Below are 22,782 nucleotides of genomic sequence, written 5' to 3' on the forward strand. Positions count from 1 at the left end.
GATCGGCCTTTTTTGCGTTTGCAGAAATGGCCGGGGATGCGTAGCCCGGAGGGAATCCAGGCTACCTACCGAACCCTATGATCGCCGAGCAGCCCGCTTCTTCGTCACGGGTTTTTCGACGGCCTCGGCCAGTGCCTGCATTTCCTCGTATGAGTCCTTCAGGCATTGCGCAAGGAAGTCCGGGTCCGGCACTACGTTGGGCGAGCTGGTCAGCGAGACGAACATCTTTCCGCAGTAGCTGGTTGGGTTCCAGATCAGCGAGAGACCATCTACCAGCGGCCCGACGCCGCACCAGTAGACCAGCTTGGCACCGAGCATGTAGAGCGGCACGTTGGGGCCGGGAACATTGGTCACCATGCAGTTGTGCAGGATCACCGGGCCCTTGCCGCCGATGCCCATCAGGGTGGCCAGGCGGCCGGCGAGGCCGAGGGTGGCCGGCGGTGCGAATTTCTGCAGGTTGGTCAGGTCCTCGGCACCGATCCCGTCCTGGATCGCCTTGGACTCCGACGTGGCCGTAAACACTGCTTCCAGGCGCTGAAGCGGGTCGTCGATATCGGTGCGCAAGGGGAAGGTGACCATCGAGATGGTATTGCCGCTGGCTGCGGCTTCCCCGCCCTGGCGGGTATTGACCGGCGCCAGAGTCACCAGTGACTTGTCCGGCAGTTCATTGTTCGCCTCCAGGTAGCGGCGCATCGCTCCGCCGATGATGGCCAGAATTGCATCGTTGACCGTCGCCCCCGGCACCAGGGCCTTGATCTGCTTCACCGTTGCGAGGTCGAGGGTGACCGAGTTCCAGACCCGGCCGGCGGTGACATTGGTATTGAAGCGGGTGCGCGGTGCGCCACCCCCGGGGGCGAGCACCGAACGGGCCATTGAACGCAGGCCGGCTATTGCCAGCTTGGGCAGCACCCGGGCCAGCGGCCGGGCCATCCGCGCCGAGGCCGAGATGTTGTCGGTGAGCATGCGGTTCACCGTGTCCAGCGGTCCCCAGAGCGGCCGGCGTGGGTTTGCCGGCGGCCTGTCGGGGACCACCGCGACGGGTCTGCCCTGGGCGCCGGCGATGTCGTGCAGGGCCCAGGTCAGCTCCGCCGCTGCAGTGCCATCCATGGCAGCATGGTGCGACTTGGTGAGGATGGCGAAGCTGCCCTTTGGAATGCCCTCGATGTTGTCCAGACCTTCGATGACGTACATCTCCCAGGGCGCGCGGGCCAGGTCAACCGAGCGGGCGTGAATGCGCGAAACGAGGATACAGAACTGCCGCCAGTCGCCAGGTTTGGGCAGGGCGAAGTGGCGGACGTGGAAGTCGATGTCGAACAGATCGTCTTCCACCCAGTACGGATAGCCGAGACCGTAGGGGACCTGGACGATCTTGCGACGGAACACCGGCGAAACATCCAGGCGATCGGAAATATGCCGGACGATCTCGCGGAACCCGAGGCGCTGTCCTTCCACGGTGGACTGGTCATAGATGTAGATCATGGTGCAATGCGAGGCCGCATGGGGCCTGTCGACATTCAGGAACAGCGCATCTTGCCCGCTGAGTTTGCTCATCGTTGGGGTACCCGCAAGGTGGTGGCTGAGGTTGAACCATCGGCTGGATCAATCGACCTGGCGAACGAGGCCTCCGGCCTCTCTTCACTCAGGTACGCCATGTTCGTCGCTCACAGGTGCAACACGTCCCCCCTTGTTTGGGGGGACATGCACGCTCGGCCTGCCTCTAACCTGTCGGCACCGTAGAACGCCCTGGTGCTGGTCGGCGGGGCGATGGGCTGGACTTTGCCGGGAGAATCCGCGTGTTGAACGAAGAGAGGTGTGCAGGCGAGAGGGTGGCAGACCGTTCGCGCAGCCCTTGGTGGGAACGGCTGCCGGAGGATTTCTGGCTGCATGCGGACGGGACGGCCCTGGACTCCATGCATCCATTGAAGGTCCGCGGCACCGCAGCGGTCGAGCGGGCCATGCGTACTTCTCTGTCGACCACGGTCGCCGCCGCGGTGCTGGCATCGCTGAAAGGCAGCAGCCGCATGCAGGAAGAATTCGACGCCTTGCGCTTCTACGAACCGCTGGCGCGGGGAGGGGATGCCTCACGGGTATTCCTGCCGCCGCCCAAGGACATCGTGGTCGAGGCACAGACACTGTCGGGGGACGGGATCCGGCGTTTCCAGCTGAGCTTCGCAAGCCCCTTCCAGCCTTTGAACCCGTACGCGCGTCCGCGCTTCGCTGCCATGCAGCGCAATACCCGCGCCCATGCCCAGCACTGGTGCCATGGCGACCGGCCCAGGCCGACATTGATCGTTATCCATGGCTTTGCCGCGGACCCGCATTGGCTTAACGCCCACGCGCTGTCGCTGGCCGATTTCTACCAGCGCGGCTACGACATCCTGCTATTCACCTATCCGCACCATGGTCGGCGCGCCGAGCGTGGCTCCTGGTTCAGCGGGCAGGGCCTGTTCGGCAGTGGCCTCGTTTCCTTCAACGAAGCACCCTTGCATGCGATCCACGACCTGCGCGTGTTCATCGACTATCTGCAGGGGCGGGGAGTCGAGTATATCGGCGTGGCGGGCATCTCCCTCGGTGGTTATACCGCGGCGCTGCTAGCGGCTGTCGACGATCGTCTGGCGTACTGCGTTCCGATCGTGCCGGCGGTCAGCCCGATCGACGCGTTCCTCGAGTGGCAACCCACCGGCCTGCTGCTGTCACGATTGATGCGCAGCCAGGGGGTGGGCGTCGCTGAGATGCGCGGCTTGCTGGCGGTGCACAACCCGCTGACTTACGCCTCGCCCCTGGACGGTCGGCGCATGCTGATCATCGGTGGTGCCGGTGACCGGGTGACCATGCCGCGCCACCTGCGCCTGTTGCAGCGGCACTGGCCGGGCAGCGCGCTGCACTGGTTCCCCGGCAACCACATCCTGCACCTTGGCCGCAGGGATTACCTGGAGCGCATGGGCGAGTTGATGGATCAGTACTCCGGGATGTAGCGCGGCGCTGGTTGCGCAAGCCTCCTGTTCGCGAGGGCCGGGGGCTTTTCTTTGTCTTCCGATATGGGCCCCAAACACTCGAACTGTTCGCGAGCAGAGCTCGCTCCTGCATGGGCGCGGCGCGTGGGCTTCAGGATGGTTTGGGCGTCGCCGGCGCGAGTCGCCCCTCGCCCGCCTGCGGGAGAGGGGCTGGGGGAGAGGGCCGCGAGCCTCGAGCAGAAGCCTGTTTAGCCGGGTTGTTCGCGAGCAGAGCTCGCTCCTACATGGGCGCGGCGCGTGGGCTTCAGGATGGTTTGGGCCGGCCGGTGCGAGTCACCCCTCGCCCGCCTGCGCGAGAGGGGCTGGGGGAGAGGGGCAGCGCGCCTGGCGCCGAAGCCTCTGCCGAAGAATGAACAACGCCCCGCAATTGCGGGGCGTTGTTCGTGCTTCAACCCACGAGGTCAGCGAATACCCGCGTTGCGCAGGGCGGCGGGAGTGAACTCGGACATCTTGGTGCGTTGGCCGTACTGCGGTGCGAGCTTCGATTCGTTGCTCATGGCGGCGACTATGTAGCGGCCGGCGATCAGGTCATAGAAGCCCTGAGCCGCGGGGGCGTTGAGGCCCTTTTCATAGTTGGTGTAGGTGTAGTTCTCACCTACTCGCCAGAGCTGGCCGCGACCGTCGTAATGGTCGACTTCGGACAGCACCCAGGTGTCCTCGTCGAAGTACATGTCGCGCTTGGCGTAGATGTGCCGTTCGCCCGCTTTCAGGGTGGCCTGCACGTGCCACACGCGGTGCAGCTCGTAGCGGGTCAGGTCCTGGTTGATATGGCCGGGTTTGACGATGTCGGCATACTTCAGGTTCGGCGACTGCAGCTTGTAGTTGTTGTAGGGGATGTAGATTTCCTTTTTGCCGATCAGCTTCCAGTCATAGCGGTCCGGCGAGCCGTTCATCATGTCGGCGTTGTCGGAGGTACGCATGCCGTCGGCGGCCAGGCCTGGGGCATCGTAGGCGAGCTGGGGCGCGCGGCGTACGCGGCGCTGGCCGGCGTTGTAGGTCCAGGCCTTGCGCGGGTCCTTCACCTGGTCGATGGTCTCGTGGGCCATGGACACAGTACCGGCCAGGCGTGCCGGCGCGTTGACCGCGAAGATGTAGTAGTAAAGGACGTTCTTCGCTTCCTCCGCGTTCACGCCGTCCATGAACTGCGGGAAGCTGTTCTGGTCCTCGGTTTCGACAATGGTGTACGCGCCATCGACCTGTGGCACCGCCTGGACCGCCCAGCGGTGGATGTTGTCGCCGCGATAGCGAGTCACGTGGTTCCAGTAGACCTCGACGCCATTCTTCGGAATCGGGAAGGCGTAGTAGCGCGAGTCGGAGAAGTTGCCCAGGCCGTTGCCATCGCTGACCAGTTGCACGCCGGTGGCGCTCTTCTTCGCTGCGTCATAGATGTTCGACGGTGCCCAGGCGGTGCGGTGGCTCGGGTACACCGGGATCTTGTAGGTGTCGGCGTAGCGCTTGAGCATCGCCAGCTGGCCGGGGGTCAGCTTGTCCTTGTACTGCTCGGCGTTGGCTGCGGTGATAGTGAACAAGGGCTTCTCGTCCTTGAACGGATCGCCAAGGAAACCCTTGGCGTCCACCGGTGCGGCGCCTGGCTTGAGGCCGCCTTCCCAACTCGGGATGCTGCCGTCGGCGTTGCCTTCCTTCTGCGCACCCAGAGGGGTCAGGGTGGTGCCCAGCTGAGTCGCTTCCTGCTCGGAAACAGCGGCCATGACACTGGTGGCCAGCAGCGACAGCGCCAGGACGCCGGTTTTGATGATCATGCTTGCTTTCATGGAAATACCCTCTGCCGGTTTCGGCTTAGAAGTTCACGCCGAAGCTGAGCGAGACGAAGTCACGGTCAGTGCTGGTGTTGAAGTTGCCGCCGAAGAAGTCGGTGTAACTGAGGCTCGCGGTGTAGGTGTTCAGGTAGTCGGCATCGAGCCCGACGCTGACGGCCTTGGCACCTTCTTCGAAGTTCGGCCCCCAGCCGTCCACGTCATGGGACCAGGCCAGGTTGGGCGAGAGGTTGATGCCGGCGACAACGTTCGGGTAATCGAGCTTGGCGCGAACGCGATAGCCCCAGGAGTCCGTGGTGTAGAAGCCGTGGCTGTTGCATTCCTTCTGGGGGTTGGTCGAAGTTGCGCAAACAGTGGTGTTCTGGGTGCCGGGGAACTGACCCGCACCATAGACCGGGCTGCGGCCGAAGCGGATATCGGTGCCGTCGGCGTCGCCCAGGCCGTTGATGCGGTTGTAGCCGACTTCACCCACCAGGGTCAGGCGGCTGGCGCCCATGACCTGGTCGAAGAACTGAGTGGCCGTCACCTGCGCCTGCATGACCGGCATGCGTTTGTAGCCAGGCAGGTCACCGCCGAGAACCCGCGCCGTTTCGCCGCTGGTGAAGACCGGGGAGGTCTGGGTGCGGAAGTCGGTGTCCGTGGACTGGATCGCAGCCAGGTTGAGGTCAGCGGTGTTGATCTGCAGCGGCATGTTCGGCCGGTAACTCAGCTCGCCACCCACGGAGGTCGCACCCACGGTGGTCTGGAAGCTCAGGCCGTAGAGGCGGATGTCTTCCGGATAGTCCACGAAGTAGCGTGCGGCACGAACCCGGTTGAACTGGTTCTGCACAGCGGCGACCTGGCGGGCCGCGGCGGGCAGGGCGCCGATTTGTGCCGCTGTGATCGGTGCGACGGTGGTCTGCTTGAAGCTCAGGTAGGGGTTGCGGCTGTGGTAGTTCATTGCATAGAAGCCGAACTCGGTATCGTTCAGCTCCGGCACGAACCAGCGCAGGGCAACGCCGTACTGGCCGCTGTCGCGCGGGTCGTTGTCTTCCAGGCGCGGCATGTAGACGTCATCCACCACTGCGTTGGTGAGGATCTGTGCGGCGGTCGCGGTGTTGTTGGCGACGCCGGGGGCGAGGTCCGGGCCGGCGAACACCAGGCGGTCGTTGCAGCCCTGGGGCAGGGGATCGGAACCGAAGAAGGTGCCGCAGTTGTCGACCACCGAGTTGTCCCACTCCAATTGGTAGAAGGCTTCGGCGGTTAGGTTCTCGGTCAGGCCCTGGGAGATGTAGAACATGTTCACCGGGATCAGGCCTTCCTTCACCTCGGCACCCGGACGGCGCAGGGCGGCGACGTCGATGGGGTTGATGCTGTTGATCGAGTTGCCGATGAAGGTGCTTTCGCCCCAGCTCACCACCTGCTTGCCCAGGCGCACGTTGCCGGCCAGGTCTCCCAGGCTGTAGTTGTGGTAGACGAAGGCATCGAGGAACTCGGCGCCGGAGGCCTTGGCCAGGTCGTCGCGGCCGCTGTCGTCGATATCGTAGAACAGGCGGTGCTCGTCCTTCAGTTCGAAGTCGTACCAGTACTTGCCACGCACGAACACGCCGCTGTCGCCGTACTTCAGCTCCAGGTCATGCACGCCCTTGAAGATCTTCGAGAAAGTCTCGCCTTTCTTGAAGTTCTTGCGGTTGTCGTCGGCGGTTCGGGTGGCGGACTTACCACGCAGCCCCTGAGTGTTGGCAGAGTTGATGAACATCGGGTCCGGTCCGCGGACTGCCCAACTGGCGCCGACGGAAATGGACGAGTCGAATTGCCCTTCGATTTCCCCCAGTTGGAAGCTGACCGCGCCTGCGTTGGCGCAGGTGCCGAGGGCGACCGCAGCCGCCAGCAACCGGGGAGGGAAGGCCGCCAGGCCGCGAGTGGAACCGCTGGCCGGCGTGCGCTGAATCAATGAGGTTGCATGTCTTGCCTGTGTCACGTGTTGGTTCCTCTGTGGAGTCTTTCTTGTTTTTTTTCAGGACCGCAAGCACACGCTATCCCCGACGCCCCCTACCCATCCCCCTCCAGTAGGGGGGGATTTTTCCCTCCCGTCGCACCCCTCGACATCCCCCCTTGGCCGCGCATGCCCACGCCCCCTCCACGAGGGGGGGCGTGGCTGTTCGTCGCTGCGCAACCATCGATCCAAGGGGTGCTGCATTTGCCATCTGGCGCAGAGCGCAGCCCAGACCTTGTCACCTGACCTTGGAGAAAGTGATGTCGCAGAAAGTCTATGTTGCCGGTGTCGGCATGATCCCGTTTGCCAAGCCCGGCCAGAGCGGTACCTACATCGAGATGGGTGCGCAAGCCATCCGCCTGGCGCTGCAGGACGCCGGACTGGACTACGGCAAGGTCCAGCAGGCCTATGCCGGGTACGTCTATGGCGACTCCACCAGCGGCCAGTCGGCCCTTTATGAAGTGGGTCTCTCCGGCATCCCGGTGATCAACGTCAACAACAACTGCGGCAGCGGCTCCACCGCCCTGTACCTGGCGCGTCAGGCGGTGGAGAGCGGCGCAGTGGATTGCGCCCTGGCCTTCGGCTTCGAACAGATGCAGCCCGGCGCCCTGAAGTCTCACTGGCTCGACCGTCCGATCACCTATGGCAAGGGCCACGAAGTGGCGGACGCGATCTTCCCCCAGGGCCGCGACATGCCCGACGCCCTCAAGTTCTTCGGTGGCGCCGGCCTCGAACACATGCAGAAGTACGGCACGAAGATGGAAACCTTCGCCGCCATTCGCGCCAAGGCTAGCCGCCATGCCGCCAACAACCCGCTGTCGGTGTTCAAGAAGGTGGTGACCACCGAGGAAGTGATGGCCGACCAGGTGATCTTCCCCGGCGTGATGACCCGCCTGATGGCGTGCCCGCCCACTTGCGGCGGTGCCGCGGCCATCGTGGTGTCCGAGCGCTTCGCCAAGCAGCACGGCCTGCGCACCGACGTGAGCATCCTGGCCCAGGCCCTGGTGACCGATAAGCCGGAAGCCTTCGAGCCGCCGTCGCTGATCAGCATCGTTGGCGTCGGCATGACCCGCCAGGCCGCCACCGAGGTCTACGAGAAGGCCGGCGTCGGTCCGGAAGACATCCGTGTCTGCGAACTGCATGACTGCTTCGCCCACAACGAACTGCTGACCTATGAAGGCCTGGGCTTCTGCCCGGAAGGCGGCGCCGAGAAGTTCGTGATGGACGGCGACAACACCTACGGCGGCCAGGTGGTGATCAATCCGTCCGGCGGCCTGCTTTCCAAGGGGCATCCACTGGGCGCCACCGGCCTTGCCCAGTGCTATGAGCTGACCCACCAGCTGCGCGGCACCGCCGGGGCCCGCCAGGTGGAAGGTCTCCAGCACGCCCTGCAACACAACCTGGGCCTGGGCGGCGCAGGCATCGTGACCCTCTTCGGTCGCGGCTGAAGACAGTGCGCGCCCACATGGGCGCGCGTTTCAACTCACTCGAGGACTCCATGACATGGCAGACAAGAGTCTGATCGGCCGTTCCCTGGGAGTGACCACCGCCGACGTGGAGAAGGGGCGCCTGCGCTTCTTCGCCAAGGCCATCGGCGAGACCGATCCGGTCTACACCGATGAAGCCGCCGCCAGGTCCGCCGGGCACCGCGCATTGCCGGTACCACCGAGCTTCCTGATGTGCCTGGAAGCCGAAGGGCGCGACACCGACCACATAGTCGAAGACATCTTCGGCTTCGACCTTGGACGCATCCTGCATGCTGAGCAGAGCTTCACCTATCACGGCATGGCCTACGCCGGGGACGTGCTGACGTTCGATACGCGGGTGGTGGATGTCTACGAGAAGAAGGGTGGAGCGCTGACCTTCGTGGTCCAGGAGACGCGGGTCACCAACCAGGACGGCCGGCACATCGCCGACATCCGTTCCTCTCTCGTGCAGCGCTGAGGATCGTGCAATGAGCCTTCCCCTGTTTGACGAGTTGCAGATCGGCGCCGAGCTGCCGCCGCTGACGCTGCCTGCGGTCAACCGCACCACGTTGGCCCTGTACGCCGGCGCATCCGGTGACCACAACCAGGTGCATATCGATCTCGACTTCGCCCGCAAGGCGCGCCAGCCCGATGTGTTCGCCCACGGCATGCTCTCGGTGGCCTATCTCGGCCGCCTGCTCACCGGCTGGGTGCCACAGACGCAGGTCCGCAGCCTGACAGTGCGCTTCACCGGCATCACCCAGCTTGGCCATGTCCCTACCTGCAGCGGCAAGGTCATCGAGAAATTCGAGGCCGATGGCGAGCGGCGCGTGCGTCTGGCGATCCGCTGCGGCAACCAGTACGGCGAAGAAAAACTGATCGGCGAAGCCGTCGTGGCCCTCGCCTGAACCCCACAGGAACAAGGAACAACCCATGAAGAAACTCGAAGGCAAAGTCGCCCTGGTCACCGGCTCCGGTCGTGGCATCGGCCGCAGCGTCGCCCTGAAACTGGCTGCCGATGGCGCTCGCGTGGTGGTCAATGACCTGGACGCCGGCCCGGCCGAAGAAGTGGTCGCGGAAATCCGCGCCACCGGCGGCGAAGCCGTTGCCTGCGTCGGCAGCGTCACTGCCGTCGACTTCGCCGACCGCTTCGTGAAGACCGCGGTGGACAGCTACGGCGGCATCGACATCATCGTCAATAACGCCGGCTACACCTGGGACAACGTGATCCAGAAGATGAGTGACGAGCAGTGGTACGCCATCATCGACTGCCACATCACCGCGCCTTTCCGCATCCTGCGTGCCGCCCAGCCGATCATCAGTGCCATGGCCAAGAAAGAGGCCGCCGAGGGTCGCGTGGTCAACCGCAAGGTGGTGAACGTGTCCTCGGTATCTGCGAGCGGAAACCCGGGCCAGGTCAACTACTCCACCGCCAAGGCCGGCGTGCTGGGCATGACCAAGTGCCTGGCCAAGGAGTGGGGGCGCATGAAGGTCAACGTCAATGCCGTCGCCTTCGGCCATATCGAGACCCGCCAGACCCAGCCGGTGGAAGGTGATCCGAACTACATCAACATCGAAGGCCGCGAAATCAAGGTCGGCATCAGTCCGGCCATCGTCGAGCAGTCGAAGACCATGATCCCGCTGAGCCGTCCAGGCACACCCGAGGAAGCGGCAGGCGCCATCTACCTGTTCTGCATTCCGGAATCCGACTACGTCTCTGGCCAGGTCCTGGTCTGCGGCGGTGGTCTGGGCAACGTTTGAGGTGACTGACGGGGCGCTTAGGCGCCCCTTCTTCCAAGAGGGCCGTTGCATGGAAGAGAAAACCGTCAGCCGTCGTCTGTTGCACACCCGCCAGGTGACCTGCACCGGTTACGAACGAGACGACGGGCTGTTCGAGGTCGAAGGGCGGTTGCTGGATACCAAAGGGGTGGACACGGAATTCCCTTATGGGGTCGTTCCTGCCAATGGCGTACTGCACCAGATGCTTATCCGCATGACGCTCGATCGCAAGCTGGTGATCCAGCGGATCGAAGCCGTTTCCGAACGGGCACCCACTCCGGTATGCGGTCATATCAACCAGGCCTACGCCGCATTGGTGGGCATCAGCATCGGCCCGGGGTTCAGGAAGCGCGTGGCCGAACGGGTTGGCGGGATGAAGGGCTGCACTCACCTCACCGAGCTCCTCGGTCCCATGGCCACTACCGCCATCCAGACCCTGGCGCCTGTGTTGCAGAAGCGCCTGCGCGATCGCGCCGCCCGCGATCCCGACTTCGAGATGCCCACCCACTGGGCCATCGGTACCTGTCATGCCTACCGGCCGGAAGGCGATGCAGCACTCCGCGTCCGTGAATGGCGGCCTACCGATAGCTGGCCAAAAAACTGAAAGGTCGGGGCGCTTGCGCCCTGTCGTTTCGCCACCAGGAGTTCCTCGTGAGCAAGAACAACCTCAGGCGCGCCCTCGTGGTCGCACTGCTTGCATTCCTCACCCATGCCTCCGTATCCAGCGCAGCCGCTCTGACGCCGGCCGAGGCGCGGGCCATCGCCAAGGAAGCCTACATCTACGGTTTCCCCCTGGTGGACAACTACCGCGTGCAATACACCTACTTTCAGGACCAGCAGCACCCGGAGTTCAAGTCGCCCTGGAACACCCTGCACAACACCGCGCGCATCTACACGCCGGACGACAGGGCCTATCCGACGCCCAATGCCGACACGCCGTACTCCCAACTTGGTGCGGACCTGCGCCGCGAACCGTTGGTGCTGACGATGCCAGCGGTGGCGAAAGGGCGTTATTACTCGGCGCAGTTCGTCGACGCGTACACCCATAATTTCGGTTACGTCGGCAGCCGGACCACCGGTAACGGCGGCGGCACCTTCCTGCTCGCCGGGCCGGACTGGCAGGGCACGGTCCCGCCCGGTATCGACCATGTGTTCCGTTCCGAGACCCAGTTTGCCTTCGTGTTTTACCGCACCCAGCTGAAGGGCCCGGACGACCTGGAAAACGTGAAAAGGGTGCAGGCCGGTTACAAGGTACAGCCGCTGTCCGCATTCCTCGGCCAGTCGGCTCCGGCCGCGGTAGCTGCCGTCGACTTCCGCGCGCCGCTAAGCGCCGAAGAAGAGCGCAGCAGCCTGGAGATCTTCAACCAGTTGAACTTCGTTCTCGGTTACTGCCCGATCCATCCTTCCGAACGGAGCCTGATGGAGCGCTTTGCCCGGCTGGGCATCGGCCCCGGCCTGACCTTTGACGGGCAGTCCCTGCCTGCGGATATACGCGAAGCCATCGCGGCTGGCATTGCTGACGCCTGGCGGGACTTCGAGGCCCTTGGCCAGCGGGTCGCGCGAGGCGAAGTCTCCACGACGCGTTTCCTCGGTAGCCGCGAATTCCTCGGCAACAACTACTTGTACCGGATGCGCGCGGCGGTCACCGGCCTCTATGGCAACGACAAGGAAGAGACCATCTATCCGCCGTTCTACCTCGACGCCCAAGGGCAGAAACTGGATGCGTCGCGCCATCGGTATACCTTGCGTTTCGCCCCTGGCCAGCTACCCCCGGTCAACGCCTTCTGGTCGCTGACCCTGTACGACGCTTCGCGACTGCTGGTGGCCAACCCACTGCAGCGCTACCTGATCAATTCGCCGATGTTGCCGCAACTGAAGCGCGATGCCGATGGCGGCCTGACCCTGTACATCCAGCACCAGTCGCCGGGCAAGGCCGATGAGGCCAACTGGCTACCCGCGCCGGACGGCCCGTTCTATATCGCCGGCCGTCTGTATTGGCCGAAGCCCGAAGCCCTCGATGGCCGTTGGAAGGCACCGAAGATCCAGCGCGTCGACTGAGCTACAGGGTTCGCCTGACCAAGCCGCGCGAAATCCTCTAAGGCCGCGGGCTTCTCCCTGATGGGGAGAGGCCCGTTTTTTGGTGCGACGCGTGGGCCAGGCCTTTGTAGGAGCGAGCTTTGCTCGCGAAAGTTTGTGCTCGGGCTGTTCGCGGGCAAGCCCGCTCCTACAGGTGCGGTGGGTGAATAAGGTGCCGGGCTTGGGTCAGAAAAAAAGGCCGTCACAAGGACGGCCCAAAGCTCCGTTCCGGCGGTCGACACCCGCCGGCCCCTTTCCGCCGCCCGCTTGGGGCGGGCGGCGGAATCTCAGAGCAACGAATCTTCCATCTCCAGAACCACGTCGCCGCCCTGGATCACGATCCGCGACAACCCCTCGGCACGTGGCAGCAGATGCTCGGCGTAGAAGCGTGCGGTCTGCAGCTTTCCGCGATAGAAGTCCTGGTCGGTGGTTCCCGCTTTGAGCTGGCCATGGGCGGCAAGCGCCGAGCGGGCCATCTGCCAGCCACCGGCCACGGTGCCGAACAGCTCCAGGAATGGCACAGCCCCGGCCAGAACGCGAGGCGCCTGGCCGTTGAAGTTCGCCACGATGAACTCCACCGCTGCGTTCAGCGCTACCACGGCGCTGGCGAGGGCGCTGGCAATATCCTGCAGCTGCGGGTCATCTGCCCAGACAAGACGCTCCATGACGTAGCGCATCCGTTTTGTCACCTGCCCGATGGCCTTGCCGCCATCACGGGCTATCTTGCGGCCGACGAGGTCGGACGCCTGGATGCCGGTGGTGCCTTCGTAGATGGTGGTGATGCGTGCATCGCGCAGATGCTGGGCGGCGCCGGTTTCCTCGATGAAGCCCATGCCACCGTGGATCTGCACGCCGAGGGAGGCGATGTCCACTGCATTCTCGGTGCCGCAACCCTTGACCACGGGGATCATCAGGTCGACGAAGGCTTGCCATTCCTCGCGGCGTGCCGGGTCGGGATGGCGTTCGGCACAGTCCATTGCTGCGGCGACTTCGCAGGCGATGGCGCGCATCGCCTCGGTGCGGGATTTCATCGACAACAGCATGCGACGGACATCCGGGTGGCGAATGATCGCCACCTTGTCACGACTCTTCGCGCCGGCCTCGGTGCCCTGAACACGCTCGCGGGCGTAGCCGAGTGCACGCTGGTAGGCACGTTCGGACAAGCCGACCCCTTCGATACCGACGGAGAAGCGCGCGGCGTTCATCATGATGAACATGTATTCCAGCCCGCGATTCTCTTCGCCCACCAGCCAGCCCAGGGCACCCTCGTTGTCGCCGAAGGCCAGTACGGCGGTCGGGCTGCCATGGATGCCCAGCTTGTGCTCGATGGAGGCGCAGCGCACATCGTTGCGCGCCCCCAGGCTGCCGTCGGCTTCCACCAGGAGCTTCGGCACCACGAACAGCGAGATGCCTTTCACACCCTCAGGCGCGCCCGGGACGCGGGCCAGTACCAGGTGCACGATGTTGTCGGTCAAGTCGTGCTCGCCATAGGTGATGAAGATCTTCTGGCCGAACAAACGGTACGTGCCGTCGCCCTGGGGCTCTGCGCGGCTGCGCACGGCGGCGAGGTCCGAACCGGCCTGGGGTTCGGTCAGGTTCATGGTGCCGGTCCATTCGCCGCTGATCATTTTCGGCAGGTAGGTTTCCTTCAGATGGGAAGACCCGCAGAGCTCGATAGCCTCGATGGCGCCCCGGGTGAGCATGGGGCACAGGCCGAATGAAACGTTGGCGCCGTTCCACATCTCTTCCACCAGTGCCGAGATCAGTCGCGGCAGGCCCTGGCCGCCGAACTCCGGGTGGCAGGAGAGGGCGTTCCAACCGCCTTCGACGAATTGCCCGTAGGCCTCGTGCCAGCCTTTTGCGGTGGTCACTTCGCCTTCGTGCCAGCGCGCACCCTCACGGTCGCCGACGATGTTCAGGGGCGAGAGCACGCCCTGGGCGAACTTGCCGGCCTCACCCAGGATGGCATCGACGAGGTCGGCGCCCAGGTCTTCGCAGCCGGGCAGTTCACTCACTTGTTCCAGGTATCCCAGTTCGTTCAGGACGAACTGCATGTCGCGCAGGGGAGCTGCGTATTCGCTCATGGCTGAGGCCTCAATGGGTGATTCAATAGCTGTGGAAGCCGCGGCCGCTCTTGCGGCCGAGATGGCCGGCCGCAACCAGGTCCTTGAGCAGCCGGGCGGGGCGGTACTTGGGATCACCGAAGCCGTCGTGCAGGACCTGCATGATGGCGAGCAGGGTGTCGAGGCCGATCATGTCGGCCAGGGCCAGTGGTCCGATGGGGTGGTTGCAACCCAGCTGCATTCCGGTATCGATGTCCCGGGCACTGGCGAGGCCTTCCTGGAGCACGAAAACGGCTTCGTTGATCATCGGGATCAGGATGCGGTTGACGACGAATCCCGGAGCGTTGTCGACGTTGATGGGTGTCTTGCCGACCGCCTTGGCGAAGGACTCCACTGCGGCGTGGGTCTGGCTGGAGGTCTGCAAGCCGCGAATCAGCTCCAGCAGTTGCATGGCCGGTACGGGATTGAAGAAGTGCACTCCGATGAAGCGCTCGGGGCGCTCCAATACGGCAGCCAGCTGGGTGATGGAGATGGACGAAGTGTTGGTGGCGATCACTGTGTCGGATGAAACCACTGCTTCGATCTGACGCAGGATGCGCAGCTTGAGCTCGAGATTCTCCGTAGCGGCTTCGATTACCAGGTCGGCTTCGGCCAGGCTGCTGTAGTCAGTGGTGGCCTGCACCCGTGCCAGAGTCGCTTCGCGCTCGCTCTCGCAGATCCTCGCTTTGCGAACCTGGCGTTGCAGGCCCTCGTTCACGGCGGCCACGCCTCGGGCCAGGGCAGGTTCGGTGACATCGATCAGGATGACGCTCAGGCCAGCGGAGGCACAGACCTGGGCAATGCCGCTGCCCATGGTGCCGGCCCCGATCACGCCGATTCTGTTGAGGCTCATGGAGAACTCCGGAGGTTTGCGAAATCAATCGCGCAGAGTTCAACAGAAGGTCGGCATGAATGGCCCACCCCGGAGGGGTAGGTGGGTCGGGAAGCTGCGGGTTTGGTGAGGGGGCTGAGTTGTCTCGGATTCAGACGGCTGGCTGCTTCAGGACTGCCCAGGCCTCGCAGGCGCGAGTCACCCCTCGTCCTCTGGGAGAGGGGGGGATAGGGTTGTTTCAGGCTGGCGCATTGAAGGGGCTGCGCTCGAAAGTCAGTGCACGTTGCTCTCGTCCTTGGCCGTTACCTGTTGCCAGCCACCGCCCAGGGCCATGAACAGGCCGATCTGCGCCTGGACGACCTGGCTCTGGCTGGCGGCCAGTTGTTCGGCGACTTGCGCCTGTGTGCGCTGGGCTTCCAGTTCGGCCAGGAAGGACTCGCGGCCGGCCTGGTAGAACGCATGTGTCTGCTCGGCGCTCAGCTGAGCTGAACGTGCGGTTTCGTCCAGTGCAGCACGTTGCTGCAGGGCGGCGGTGTATTGGACGAGGGCCGTCTGGGTTTCGCGAAGGGCATTGAGCACCACACCGTCGAAATGGGCGAGCGACGCCTGGGTGGCGGCCTCGGCCTGCTGCACGCGGGCACGGGCGCCGGTGGTGGGAATGTTCCAGTGGATGAGCGGGCCGAAACCCCAGTGCTGGGTCGACGGGTCGCCCATGTCGTCGAGGATGCCGATCAGGCCGGTCGAGGCGCCGATGCTGATGTCCGGGTACAGCTCGCCGGTGGCGACGCCTATGCGCGCCGTGGACGCGGCGAGCTGGCGTTCCGCCTGGCGAATGTCCGGCCGGCGCTTGAGCAGTTCGGCGCCATCGCCCACTGGCAGCGGCTGGGTGAGTTCAGGCAGATGACGGCATTCGGTGACACCACGCGGCAGCGCCGCTACCGGCTGGGCCGTGAGCATGGCCAGCTGATAAATGCCTGCCTGCTGAGCGGCCGTGTAGCGCGGAAGCGCGGCGCGCAGCGATTTGAATTGGGTGGCCGAGCGCGTCACTTCGGTTTCGTTACCGCGCCCTGCAGCGTGAAGTTGTTGGGTGAGCTCCAGGCTCTGGCGCTGCAGATCCAGCGAGTGCTGGGCGACTTCGCGTTCCTCGTTGGCCGAGCAGACCTGCGCATAAGCGCTCACCACCCGTGCCACGACGTTGATACGGACCAGGTCGGCAGCGGCCTGCGCGGCGTCGGCGTCGGCGCGGGAAGCCTCGACGCCACGCTGGAGCTTGCCGAACAGGTCGAACTGATAGGACAGGCTGGCGTTGAGGTTGGCGAAGTTCACCACCGGCACTTTTTCCATCAACAGGAACTGCTGGCCGGCAACCTGGGTGCGCTGCAGGTCGGCACTCAGTGACGCCTCGAAGCCGCCACGATCTTCCGCTTCATGCACCTGGGCGGCGGCGCGGCCGAGGTTGGCGGCGGCCACGCGCAGGTCGGTGTTGGCGGCCAGTGCCTGCTCTACCAGGCGCTCGAGTTCCGGCGCGTGGTACAGGCGCCACCAGTCTGCCGGTACCGGTGTGGAGACGACCGATGCATCGGCGGTGGCGAGTTCCCCCTGGGCGTCGACCCGTTTGATCGCGGCGTCTCCAGGCAGTGCGTAGTCTGGGCCAACCACCTGGCAGGCGGAGAGGCTCAGGGCCAGGCTGAGACTGGCTGCGAGCGGGCGGAGTCTCATGGTTTCACCGGTGCTTCGAGGATGGAGACGGTGGCGGTTCGTCCCGCCACCATGCGGAAGTCCTCCGGTACCTCATCGAACAGGATGCGCACCGGAACACGCTGGGCCAGGCGCACCCAGCTGAAGGCCGGGTTGACATTGGGCAGCAGGTTGGCGCCGCTGGTGCGGTCACGGTCTTCGATGGCGGCGGCAATGCTGTGCACGCGGCCGGTCAGGCGGCGGCCATCACCCATCACGCGGATGTCCACGGCCTGGCCGATGTGGATCTGGCCGAGCTTGGTTTCTTCGAAGTAACCGTCCAGGTGGAAAGAGCCCTTGTCCACCACCGACAGCACGTTGTGCCCGGCGCTGACGAACTCTCCTGCCCGGGGCGCCCGGTCGTTCAGGTAGCCGTCCACCGGACTGGTGATGACGGTGCGGGCGAGGTTGAGCCGGGCGCCTTCCACCGTGGCTTCGGCTTCGGACAGCGCTGCGCTGGCGCGCAGCACCGAAGAGTCACTTGCCTCGACGATTTCCTGGGCGACGAGCCGGCCCAGGGCACGGTTGCGTGCCTGCTCGCGGCGGGCCTGGGCAAGGGTTTCGCGGCGGTCGTCGCGCATGGCCTGTGCCTGTTGCAAGGCGACCTTGAATCGCTCCTGGTCAATCACGAAGAGCACCTGGCCTTTGCTGACCGGCTGGTTGTCATGGACCTCCACCTTGTCGATCAGGCCCGAGACATCGGGCGCCACCTGGACCACGTCCACACGGATATGGCCATCGCGGGTCCAGGGTGCGAACAGGTAATAGCTCAGCATCTGCCAGATCAGTACGGCGGCGACGGCAACGGCGAGCAGGGTGACCAGCAGGCGGGCGGAGGAAAACGCGAGTCGTTTCATGATTGCATCAGGATTCGGCTGAAATGTTCGAGGGTGCCCAGCAGGGCTGCGTACAACGCGATGTTGAACAGCGCGCGGTGCCAGACCAGGCGATAGACATGCAGGGCATTCAGGAGCTTCTGCAGCGGCAGGTAGACCAGGTAGGCCAGGAGCATCAGCACCAGGGCGGTGGGCAGGAAGACTCCGAAGATATTGATGTCGCCAATCACAGCGCTGCTCCGTCCAGGCCTGCGGGGATGGGTTGTTCCGCGCCTTGCACCGGTGGCGTGGCAAGTGCCGGGCGCAAGGCGGTTTCCAGCCCGGCCAGGGCATGCAGGACTGCCAGTGCGGTCTCTTCATGCTGCGGCGCGGCGGCGGCCACGGCCTGGCGGGCGTGTTCGATCAGGTTCAGCAGCGAGGGCGCTACGTCCCGGGCGACTGTGCTACGCAGGTTGCGCCGGAAGTGACGGCCGACGCCGCGCACCACCAGTTGCAGCGGCCGTTGCAGGTCCAATGGCAGCCGGCCCTGGTGGGCCTTGATGTCCAGCAGGTTGTAGGCGATGCGGAGTTCACGCTCGGCGCCGCTGCTGTCCTGGCCGCTCAGGTTCAGGCGCGGCAGGTGCTGGGCGAAACGGTCGAGCAGGCGTCCGGCGAGCCTGCGTTGGGCTGCCAGGGTGTCGGCGCGGCTCATGTCCGCGAGGTCCTGCCAGCTGGAACGGGTCATGCGCCGGGCCAGCAGTTCGGCGCCGAAGGGGCGGAAAACCAGGGTCCAGAGGAAGGCGAACAGCAGGCCGATGGGACCGGCCAGGTTGCTGTTGAGGAATACCTGTACGTTGGCTTCGTAGGCACCCTGGATGCTGATGAAGGTTGCGGTGTTCACCGCGATCAGGAGTGTCGGCAGGTAGAAACGAGGCTGCACGGTCAGGGTGCCGACGCAGATGAAGGGGCCGGCGAAGGCCAGCACCAGCAGTGGGAAGTCGTGGACGTTGGGCAGCACGAGGAACAGGTAGAGGCTGGCCAGCACCACGCTGAAGCTGGTCCAGATGAAGAAGCGCCTGATCTGCACCGCCGGTTCGTCGAGGGTGGCGAAGAAGCAGCAGGCCACAGCGGCCAGGACCACGGCGCTGGCACCGTCGGTCCATTGCAGCCAGATCCACAGCTGTGTCGCGACGAAGATGCCGAGGATGATGTAGGCGACGGAATACAGCATCAGGCCGCGGTCGAAGAAGCGCGCGCCACTGCCCAGGTGCCAGTGTCGGTAGACCGACGTCCAGGGAGCATGGTCGTCGCTGTCCAGGCGCTGATGCAGGTCGCGGCAGTCCTGCCAGAGGTCGAGCCATTGCCGCAGGCGATAGAGGCTGCTGCTAAGCAACGACTGGCCGGCATCTCCCAAGCTGCTGGCATGCGGCTGCAAGGCATCGAGCTGCCGGCGGAGTCGCGTGCGCGTCTCGTCATCCGCGTCGCCTTGTAGCCAATCGAGGCAGGCCCGCAGGCTTGGGGCAAGTCTCGCGGCCAGCCGTGGTGCCTTTTCCTGTAGGGCGATCAGGCTGTCGTGCAGGGTATCCACCGCGGGCAACAACAGGGCCATGCGTTCACGAAGCTCACGGGCGTTGCGCACGACGCGAGGGTGCGCTCCCTCGTGCGGCAGCTGGCCGATCATCAGCTCCAGGCCATTGAAGGTAGTGACCATGGCTGAGCGCAATTGCACCAGCCGCTGCAAGTCACGCGGGTGTTGCAACTGCAGGGCGCAATAGTCGCGGGCGTCGCCGAACCAGCGGCTGGAGTTGGCGGCGAGCACCGGAGCCAGCCGGCTGGGCCAGAAGAGGCTGCCGACCACGCTGGCGCAGATGATGCCCAGGAGAATCTCGAGAAATCGCGAGTAGGCGAGGTCGAAGACCGCCTGTGGGTTGTCCACCACTGGCAGGGCGATCATCGGCATGGTGTAGCCGGCCAGCATCAGCGCGTAGTTGTCGGCGGTGCGTACATGCATCGAGAGGAACAGCATGCCGCCGGTCCAGAACGCCACCACCAGGCTCAGCAACAGGGGTTGCTGGGACAGCAGCGGCACGATGAACACGGCGGCGCTGGCGCCGAGCAAGGTGCCGAGCGCGCGGTACAGGGCTTTAGCGCTGGTGGGGCCGACGAAGGGGTTGGCGACGATGTACACCGTAGCCATGGCCCAGTAGGGGCGGGGCAGTTGCATGTACAGCGCGATGTACAGCGCCAGCATCGAAGCGGCGAAGACCTTGATCGAGTAGAACCAGTCGCGGGCGGGAGGCAGGTTGAGCACGATCAGTGGGCCTGGCTGAACTGGTCGAAGGCGTCGAACACGCGCAGGGCGGCCTGCAAGTCGGCAGGCGACAATTGCGCCAGTGCCTGGCGGCGCAGGAGGATCAGTTCGTTCTCCAGCCTCTCGCTGAGCTCGCGTCCGGCGCTGGTGACACTAAGGGTCTTCGCACGGCGGTCGCTGGCATCTTCCTGGCGTTCGATCAGGCCTGCGTTGCACAGCTGATCGAGCAGGCGCACCAGGGACGGACCTTCGATACCGATGGCCTGGGCCAGTTGCACCTGGCGCACGCCACCGCCCAGCCGGCCAATCATCAGCAAGGGCCCGCAACAGGCCTCGCTGATTCCGAACTTCGACAGGTTGGCCTGGCAGATGCGGCGCCAGTTGCGGCCACTGATGACCATGCGGCTGCTGACTTGCAGTTGAAGGGCTCCGACAGACATATATAAAGAGTGCTAGCTATCTATTAGGATGCTATCTAATCATTCGGTCGAATGCGCTTCAAGGGTGAAATCACGCAACAGTGTGTTTTGCTTCCGATGCTTGCGCGAACGCTCATTGCTACCCATAGGGGCGGCGGCCGAACGCTCTGCCACGGGCCTTTTCCTGGTGAACCAGTAATTTGCAGACAGATACCGCCATGCCAACTTCCCTATATTCAGTTCAGCAGTTCCGCGTGCTTGCACGGATTGACGCCTGGAAAGCTTCTCGTGCCATGTCGGGCGGGGTGACCGCGAATCACGGGAGGAGCGGGGTATGAATCGCAACGAACTGCGCAAGGCCGACATCAACCTGATGGTGGTGTTCGAGACGTTGATGCAGGAGCGCAATGTCACCAAGGCCGCGGAGAAGCTCTTTCTGGTCCAGCCCACCATCAGCGCGGCCCTGAATCGCCTGCGTGCGCTGTTCAACGACCCCTTGTTCGTCCGCGTCGGCCACCGCATGGAGCCAACTGCCCGGGCCGAGATGATCTCCCGGCACTTGTCACCGGCGCTGGATGCCCTGTCCGTGGCGCTCAGCCTGACTCACGAGTTCGACCCGTCCACCAGCAACATGACTTTCCGCATCGGGCTGTCGGATGACGTCGAGTTCGCACTGTTGCCGCCAGTGCTGCGGGCGTTGCGTAATGAAGCGCCGAACATCGTGATCGTGGTGCAACATGCCAACTATTGGCGGATTCCTGAGCTGCTGGCCAATGGCGAGATTACCGTCGGCATCGCCCAGACCCGCGACTTGCCGGCCAATGCCAGGTGCAAGCGCCTGCGCCGCGTCTACCCGAAAGTGCTGCGTGCGGACCCGGGCGACGCGCTCCTGACCCTGGATGAGTACTGCGCCAGGCCCCATGTCCAGGTATCCCACACGGCCAGTACCCACGGTTTGGCGGACGACTGGTTGCAGTCGATCGGACGCACGCGCCGGGTGGTGTTGTCGGTTCCGCAGTTCAGTGCCTTGCCGGCCTTGCTGGCGGACACCGATCTGCTGGTCAGCCTGCCTGATTACATCGCCGAAGCGATGGCCGCTTCCGGCCAGCTGCGTTACGAGTCGCTGCCCTTCGAAACACCCGAGCTGGACCTGGATATGGTCTGGCTCAGCATGCTGGACAGTGATCCGGCGGAAAGCTGGCTGCGCCAGCGCTTGCAGGACTTGATGGGGGAGGGCGACTGAAGGCCGTCCCGGGAGCGGGCGCGGGCGGTTGCCGGCGCCGATAATGACAAGGCGAGCCATTGGCTCGCCTTGTCATCATTCTTCGGGTTTCTTCGCCTGGGGCTTGGACCACTGCGACTTCTGACGTCCCGTATTCCATCCGGTCTTGCCGGTGGGGACCTCTGTGATCTCGCCGCCCTTCGACAGAAAGGCCCTGGTCTGCTCGTCCAGCTCGGACCTGGCACGGTTTGTTGGGTTATCAGACATGAGAGCACCTTTGATTTGTGAGCGCTCGAAAGCGAGGCCTACCCGTGACTATACAGGCTCGCCCTCCGGCCAACCCGCTATTTCGGCCGGTTGGCCAACGCGCCGGGTGCCGAGCCGCCAGAAAAAACTTTCCAATCTCGCCGAACCCTGTATTCTTCGCCCACTGCCTGCTCAGTCTTGCGGCACCGGCTTGATGTTCTGTCCTTTCGATGTTCCATCTCCTCGGCACCCTTCACTACGCATACAGTCATGGCTGGGCTTTCGCCTGACCGCTATTCCTACACCTTGGAGACAACATCATGGCAACTCGCCAGAACGGTACCGTTAAGTGGTTCAACTCTGAAAAAGGCTTCGGCTTCATCACCCCCGAGCAAGGTCCGGACGTGTTCGTTCACTTCCGCCAGATCGAAGGTGATGGCTACAAATCCCTGGACGAAGGTCAGCGCGTAAGCTTCCTCGTCACCGACGGGGCCAAAGGCCCTCAGGCTGAGCAGGTTCGCCCGCTGTAACAGCCGCGTCGAAAAAAAGCCCCGCGCCGTGCGGGGTTTTTTTTTGGCGGACGGAGACCTTCGGTCCGATATTGGATCGAAAGGAAGCTATTCGGGTTCTGCAGGTAGATAGTGGACTTTCCGCAACTGAGACTCGATCCGCCGGAGGTCACCATGTACAGACGAGACTTCCCGGAACACGCCGCCTGGCCCGAAACGCTCATCAATGGCGACCATGTGCTGGCCTTCATCGCCATTGCGCGGAACGGCAGCGACGACGAACCCTTCTTCTATCGCGTCTACGACGGCGCTTACTTTGCGCGCCAGTGCGACGCCCTCGAGGCCGCCAGGGATGCATTGAGCAAGCTCCTGCGCATCGACGAGCACCATCGTCCGGTTTTCAGCTCGGCGGAATGCTGAGCACCGACGTCGGTACCGCCGGGCTAAGCCACATTGGCGGGAGCGCAGCCTCGGCGCTATAGTCCGCGACCTTTCGATTTCCAC

Annotated in this window: 21 protein-coding genes; 10 read left to right on the forward strand and 11 right to left on the reverse strand. The window is 64.3% G+C overall.

The genetic code is table 11. The features are described from left to right. Nucleotides 1–75 precede the first annotated feature (75 nt). Entirely contained in the window at nt 76–1,551 is a 1,476-nt protein-coding gene (locus tag SA496_RS08945; RefSeq protein WP_330115291.1) for a wax ester/triacylglycerol synthase family O-acyltransferase, read from the reverse strand. Between the two features lie 404 nt (nt 1,552–1,955). On the opposite strand from SA496_RS08945, the gene SA496_RS08950 reads away from it, so the two are divergent. Continuing rightward, nucleotides 1,956–2,975, forward strand: a complete 1,020-nt coding sequence (locus tag SA496_RS08950) for an alpha/beta hydrolase family protein (protein WP_330115292.1) — start codon at nt 1,956–1,958, stop codon at nt 2,973–2,975. Between the two features lie 440 nt (nt 2,976–3,415). Here SA496_RS08950 and SA496_RS08955 read toward each other — a convergent pair whose 3' ends face one another. Both SA496_RS08955 and SA496_RS08960 read right to left on the reverse strand, forming a co-directional pair. Further along, nucleotides 3,416–4,786 (reverse strand): DUF1329 domain-containing protein, encoded by a 1,371-nt coding sequence (locus SA496_RS08955; RefSeq protein WP_280360079.1) that lies wholly within the window; start codon nt 4,784–4,786, stop codon nt 3,416–3,418. 25 nt (nt 4,787–4,811) lie between these two features. After that, the gene (locus tag SA496_RS08960; protein ID WP_377668547.1) at nt 4,812–6,749 is read right to left on the reverse strand and encodes a DUF1302 domain-containing protein; all 1,938 of its coding nucleotides are present in this window, start codon (nt 6,747–6,749) and stop codon (nt 4,812–4,814) included. Between the two features lie 275 nt (nt 6,750–7,024). On the opposite strand from SA496_RS08960, the gene SA496_RS08965 reads away from it, so the two are divergent. Genes SA496_RS08965 through SA496_RS08990 form a run of 6 tightly spaced genes read left to right on the forward strand, consistent with a single transcriptional unit; the run spans nt 7,025 to nt 12,067 of the window. Further along, a complete protein-coding gene (locus SA496_RS08965) occupies nt 7,025–8,212 on the forward strand; it encodes a lipid-transfer protein (protein WP_330115293.1) in 1,188 nt (395 codons plus the stop codon). 55 nt (nt 8,213–8,267) lie between these two features. Next, nucleotides 8,268–8,708 carry a MaoC family dehydratase N-terminal domain-containing protein gene (locus tag SA496_RS08970; RefSeq protein ID WP_330115294.1) on the forward strand — a complete coding sequence of 147 codons (441 nt, stop codon included), beginning with the start codon at nt 8,268–8,270 and terminating at the stop codon, nt 8,706–8,708. Nucleotides 8,709–8,718: 10 nt separating this feature from the next. Next, nucleotides 8,719–9,138: a MaoC family dehydratase gene (locus SA496_RS08975; protein ID WP_330115295.1), complete on the forward strand. Its 420-nt coding sequence runs from the start codon at nt 8,719–8,721 to the stop codon at nt 9,136–9,138. Between the two features lie 25 nt (nt 9,139–9,163). Next, a complete protein-coding gene (locus tag SA496_RS08980; RefSeq protein WP_153920211.1) occupies nt 9,164–9,991 on the forward strand; it encodes an SDR family NAD(P)-dependent oxidoreductase in 828 nt (275 codons plus the stop codon). Between the two features lie 49 nt (nt 9,992–10,040). Beyond that, nucleotides 10,041–10,613 carry a DUF2889 domain-containing protein gene (locus SA496_RS08985; RefSeq protein WP_153920213.1) on the forward strand — a complete coding sequence of 191 codons (573 nt, stop codon included), beginning with the start codon at nt 10,041–10,043 and terminating at the stop codon, nt 10,611–10,613. A gap of 47 nt (nt 10,614–10,660) precedes the next feature. Continuing rightward, the gene (locus SA496_RS08990) at nt 10,661–12,067 is read left to right on the forward strand and encodes a DUF1254 domain-containing protein (RefSeq protein WP_330115296.1); all 1,407 of its coding nucleotides are present in this window, start codon (nt 10,661–10,663) and stop codon (nt 12,065–12,067) included. Nucleotides 12,068–12,372: 305 nt separating this feature from the next. On the opposite strand, the gene SA496_RS08995 is transcribed toward SA496_RS08990, so the two are convergent. From SA496_RS08995 to SA496_RS09025, 7 genes are all read right to left on the reverse strand, one after another. After that, entirely contained in the window at nt 12,373–14,169 is a 1,797-nt protein-coding gene (locus SA496_RS08995; protein ID WP_330115297.1) for an acyl-CoA dehydrogenase C-terminal domain-containing protein, read from the reverse strand. A gap of 22 nt (nt 14,170–14,191) precedes the next feature. Beyond that, complete coding sequence (locus SA496_RS09000) at nt 14,192–15,040, reverse strand: 3-hydroxybutyryl-CoA dehydrogenase (RefSeq protein WP_120651541.1); 849 nt, start codon at nt 15,038–15,040, stop codon at nt 14,192–14,194. Between the two features lie 252 nt (nt 15,041–15,292). Further along, complete coding sequence (locus SA496_RS09005) at nt 15,293–16,738, reverse strand: TolC family protein (protein ID WP_330115298.1); 1,446 nt, start codon at nt 16,736–16,738, stop codon at nt 15,293–15,295. Beyond that, nucleotides 16,735–17,613, reverse strand: a complete 879-nt coding sequence (locus SA496_RS09010) for an efflux RND transporter periplasmic adaptor subunit (RefSeq protein WP_120651539.1) — start codon at nt 17,611–17,613, stop codon at nt 16,735–16,737. The genes SA496_RS09005 and SA496_RS09010 overlap by 4 nt, the downstream gene beginning before the upstream one ends. Further along, nucleotides 17,610–17,822, reverse strand: a complete 213-nt coding sequence (locus SA496_RS09015) for a DUF1656 domain-containing protein (RefSeq protein WP_077523383.1) — start codon at nt 17,820–17,822, stop codon at nt 17,610–17,612. Before SA496_RS09015 ends, SA496_RS09010 begins: the two co-directional genes overlap by 4 nt. Continuing rightward, entirely contained in the window at nt 17,819–19,888 is a 2,070-nt protein-coding gene (locus tag SA496_RS09020) for an FUSC family protein (protein ID WP_330115628.1), read from the reverse strand. The genes SA496_RS09015 and SA496_RS09020 overlap by 4 nt, the downstream gene beginning before the upstream one ends. Next, nucleotides 19,885–20,322 (reverse strand): MarR family winged helix-turn-helix transcriptional regulator, encoded by a 438-nt coding sequence (locus SA496_RS09025; RefSeq protein ID WP_120655220.1) that lies wholly within the window; start codon nt 20,320–20,322, stop codon nt 19,885–19,887. Before SA496_RS09025 ends, SA496_RS09020 begins: the two co-directional genes overlap by 4 nt. A 313-nt stretch (nt 20,323–20,635) precedes the next feature. On the opposite strand from SA496_RS09025, the gene SA496_RS09030 reads away from it, so the two are divergent. Then, complete coding sequence (locus SA496_RS09030; protein WP_120651538.1) at nt 20,636–21,544, forward strand: LysR substrate-binding domain-containing protein; 909 nt, start codon at nt 20,636–20,638, stop codon at nt 21,542–21,544. A 75-nt stretch (nt 21,545–21,619) separates the two neighbouring features. On the opposite strand, the gene SA496_RS09035 is transcribed toward SA496_RS09030, so the two are convergent. After that, complete coding sequence (locus SA496_RS09035; RefSeq protein WP_162945819.1) at nt 21,620–21,790, reverse strand: hypothetical protein; 171 nt, start codon at nt 21,788–21,790, stop codon at nt 21,620–21,622. A 299-nt stretch (nt 21,791–22,089) separates the two neighbouring features. Here SA496_RS09035 and SA496_RS09040 point away from each other — a divergent pair, with 299 nt between their 5' ends. Beyond that, nucleotides 22,090–22,299: a cold-shock protein gene (locus tag SA496_RS09040; RefSeq protein ID WP_120651537.1), complete on the forward strand. Its 210-nt coding sequence runs from the start codon at nt 22,090–22,092 to the stop codon at nt 22,297–22,299. A gap of 153 nt (nt 22,300–22,452) precedes the next feature. After that, entirely contained in the window at nt 22,453–22,698 is a 246-nt protein-coding gene (locus tag SA496_RS09045) for a hypothetical protein (RefSeq protein WP_120651536.1), read from the forward strand. The last annotated feature ends 84 nt before the right edge of the window (nt 22,699–22,782 follow it).

The sequence above is a fragment of the Pseudomonas sp. JS3066 genome (assembly GCF_036328175.1).
In the GTDB taxonomy this organism is placed as follows: Bacteria; Pseudomonadota; Gammaproteobacteria; order Pseudomonadales; family Pseudomonadaceae; genus Metapseudomonas.

What these genes read in the sequence shown, in the direction of transcription:
- SA496_RS08945 (WP_330115291.1), bottom strand. Translation starts at nt 1,551, where the DNA reads ATGAGCAAACTCAGCGGGCAAGATGCGCTGTTCCTGAATGTCGACAGG.
- SA496_RS08950 (WP_330115292.1), top strand. Translation starts at nt 1,956, where the DNA reads ATGCGTACTTCTCTGTCGACCACGGTCGCCGCCGCGGTGCTGGCATCG.
- SA496_RS08955 (WP_280360079.1), bottom strand. Translation starts at nt 4,786, where the DNA reads ATGAAAGCAAGCATGATCATCAAAACCGGCGTCCTGGCGCTGTCGCTG.
- SA496_RS08965 (WP_330115293.1), top strand. Translation starts at nt 7,025, where the DNA reads ATGTCGCAGAAAGTCTATGTTGCCGGTGTCGGCATGATCCCGTTTGCC.
- SA496_RS08970 (WP_330115294.1), top strand. Translation starts at nt 8,268, where the DNA reads ATGGCAGACAAGAGTCTGATCGGCCGTTCCCTGGGAGTGACCACCGCC.
- SA496_RS08975 (WP_330115295.1), top strand. Translation starts at nt 8,719, where the DNA reads ATGAGCCTTCCCCTGTTTGACGAGTTGCAGATCGGCGCCGAGCTGCCG.
- SA496_RS08980 (WP_153920211.1), top strand. Translation starts at nt 9,164, where the DNA reads ATGAAGAAACTCGAAGGCAAAGTCGCCCTGGTCACCGGCTCCGGTCGT.
- SA496_RS08985 (WP_153920213.1), top strand. Translation starts at nt 10,041, where the DNA reads ATGGAAGAGAAAACCGTCAGCCGTCGTCTGTTGCACACCCGCCAGGTG.
- SA496_RS08995 (WP_330115297.1), bottom strand. Translation starts at nt 14,169, where the DNA reads ATGAGCGAATACGCAGCTCCCCTGCGCGACATGCAGTTCGTCCTGAAC.
- SA496_RS09000 (WP_120651541.1), bottom strand. Translation starts at nt 15,040, where the DNA reads ATGAGCCTCAACAGAATCGGCGTGATCGGGGCCGGCACCATGGGCAGC.
- SA496_RS09005 (WP_330115298.1), bottom strand. Translation starts at nt 16,738, where the DNA reads ATGAGACTCCGCCCGCTCGCAGCCAGTCTCAGCCTGGCCCTGAGCCTC.
- SA496_RS09010 (WP_120651539.1), bottom strand. Translation starts at nt 17,613, where the DNA reads ATGAAACGACTCGCGTTTTCCTCCGCCCGCCTGCTGGTCACCCTGCTC.
- SA496_RS09025 (WP_120655220.1), bottom strand. Translation starts at nt 20,322, where the DNA reads ATGTCTGTCGGAGCCCTTCAACTGCAAGTCAGCAGCCGCATGGTCATC.
- SA496_RS09030 (WP_120651538.1), top strand. Translation starts at nt 20,636, where the DNA reads ATGAATCGCAACGAACTGCGCAAGGCCGACATCAACCTGATGGTGGTG.
- SA496_RS09035 (WP_162945819.1), bottom strand. Translation starts at nt 21,790, where the DNA reads ATGTCTGATAACCCAACAAACCGTGCCAGGTCCGAGCTGGACGAGCAG.
- SA496_RS09040 (WP_120651537.1), top strand. Translation starts at nt 22,090, where the DNA reads ATGGCAACTCGCCAGAACGGTACCGTTAAGTGGTTCAACTCTGAAAAA.
- SA496_RS09045 (WP_120651536.1), top strand. Translation starts at nt 22,453, where the DNA reads ATGTACAGACGAGACTTCCCGGAACACGCCGCCTGGCCCGAAACGCTC.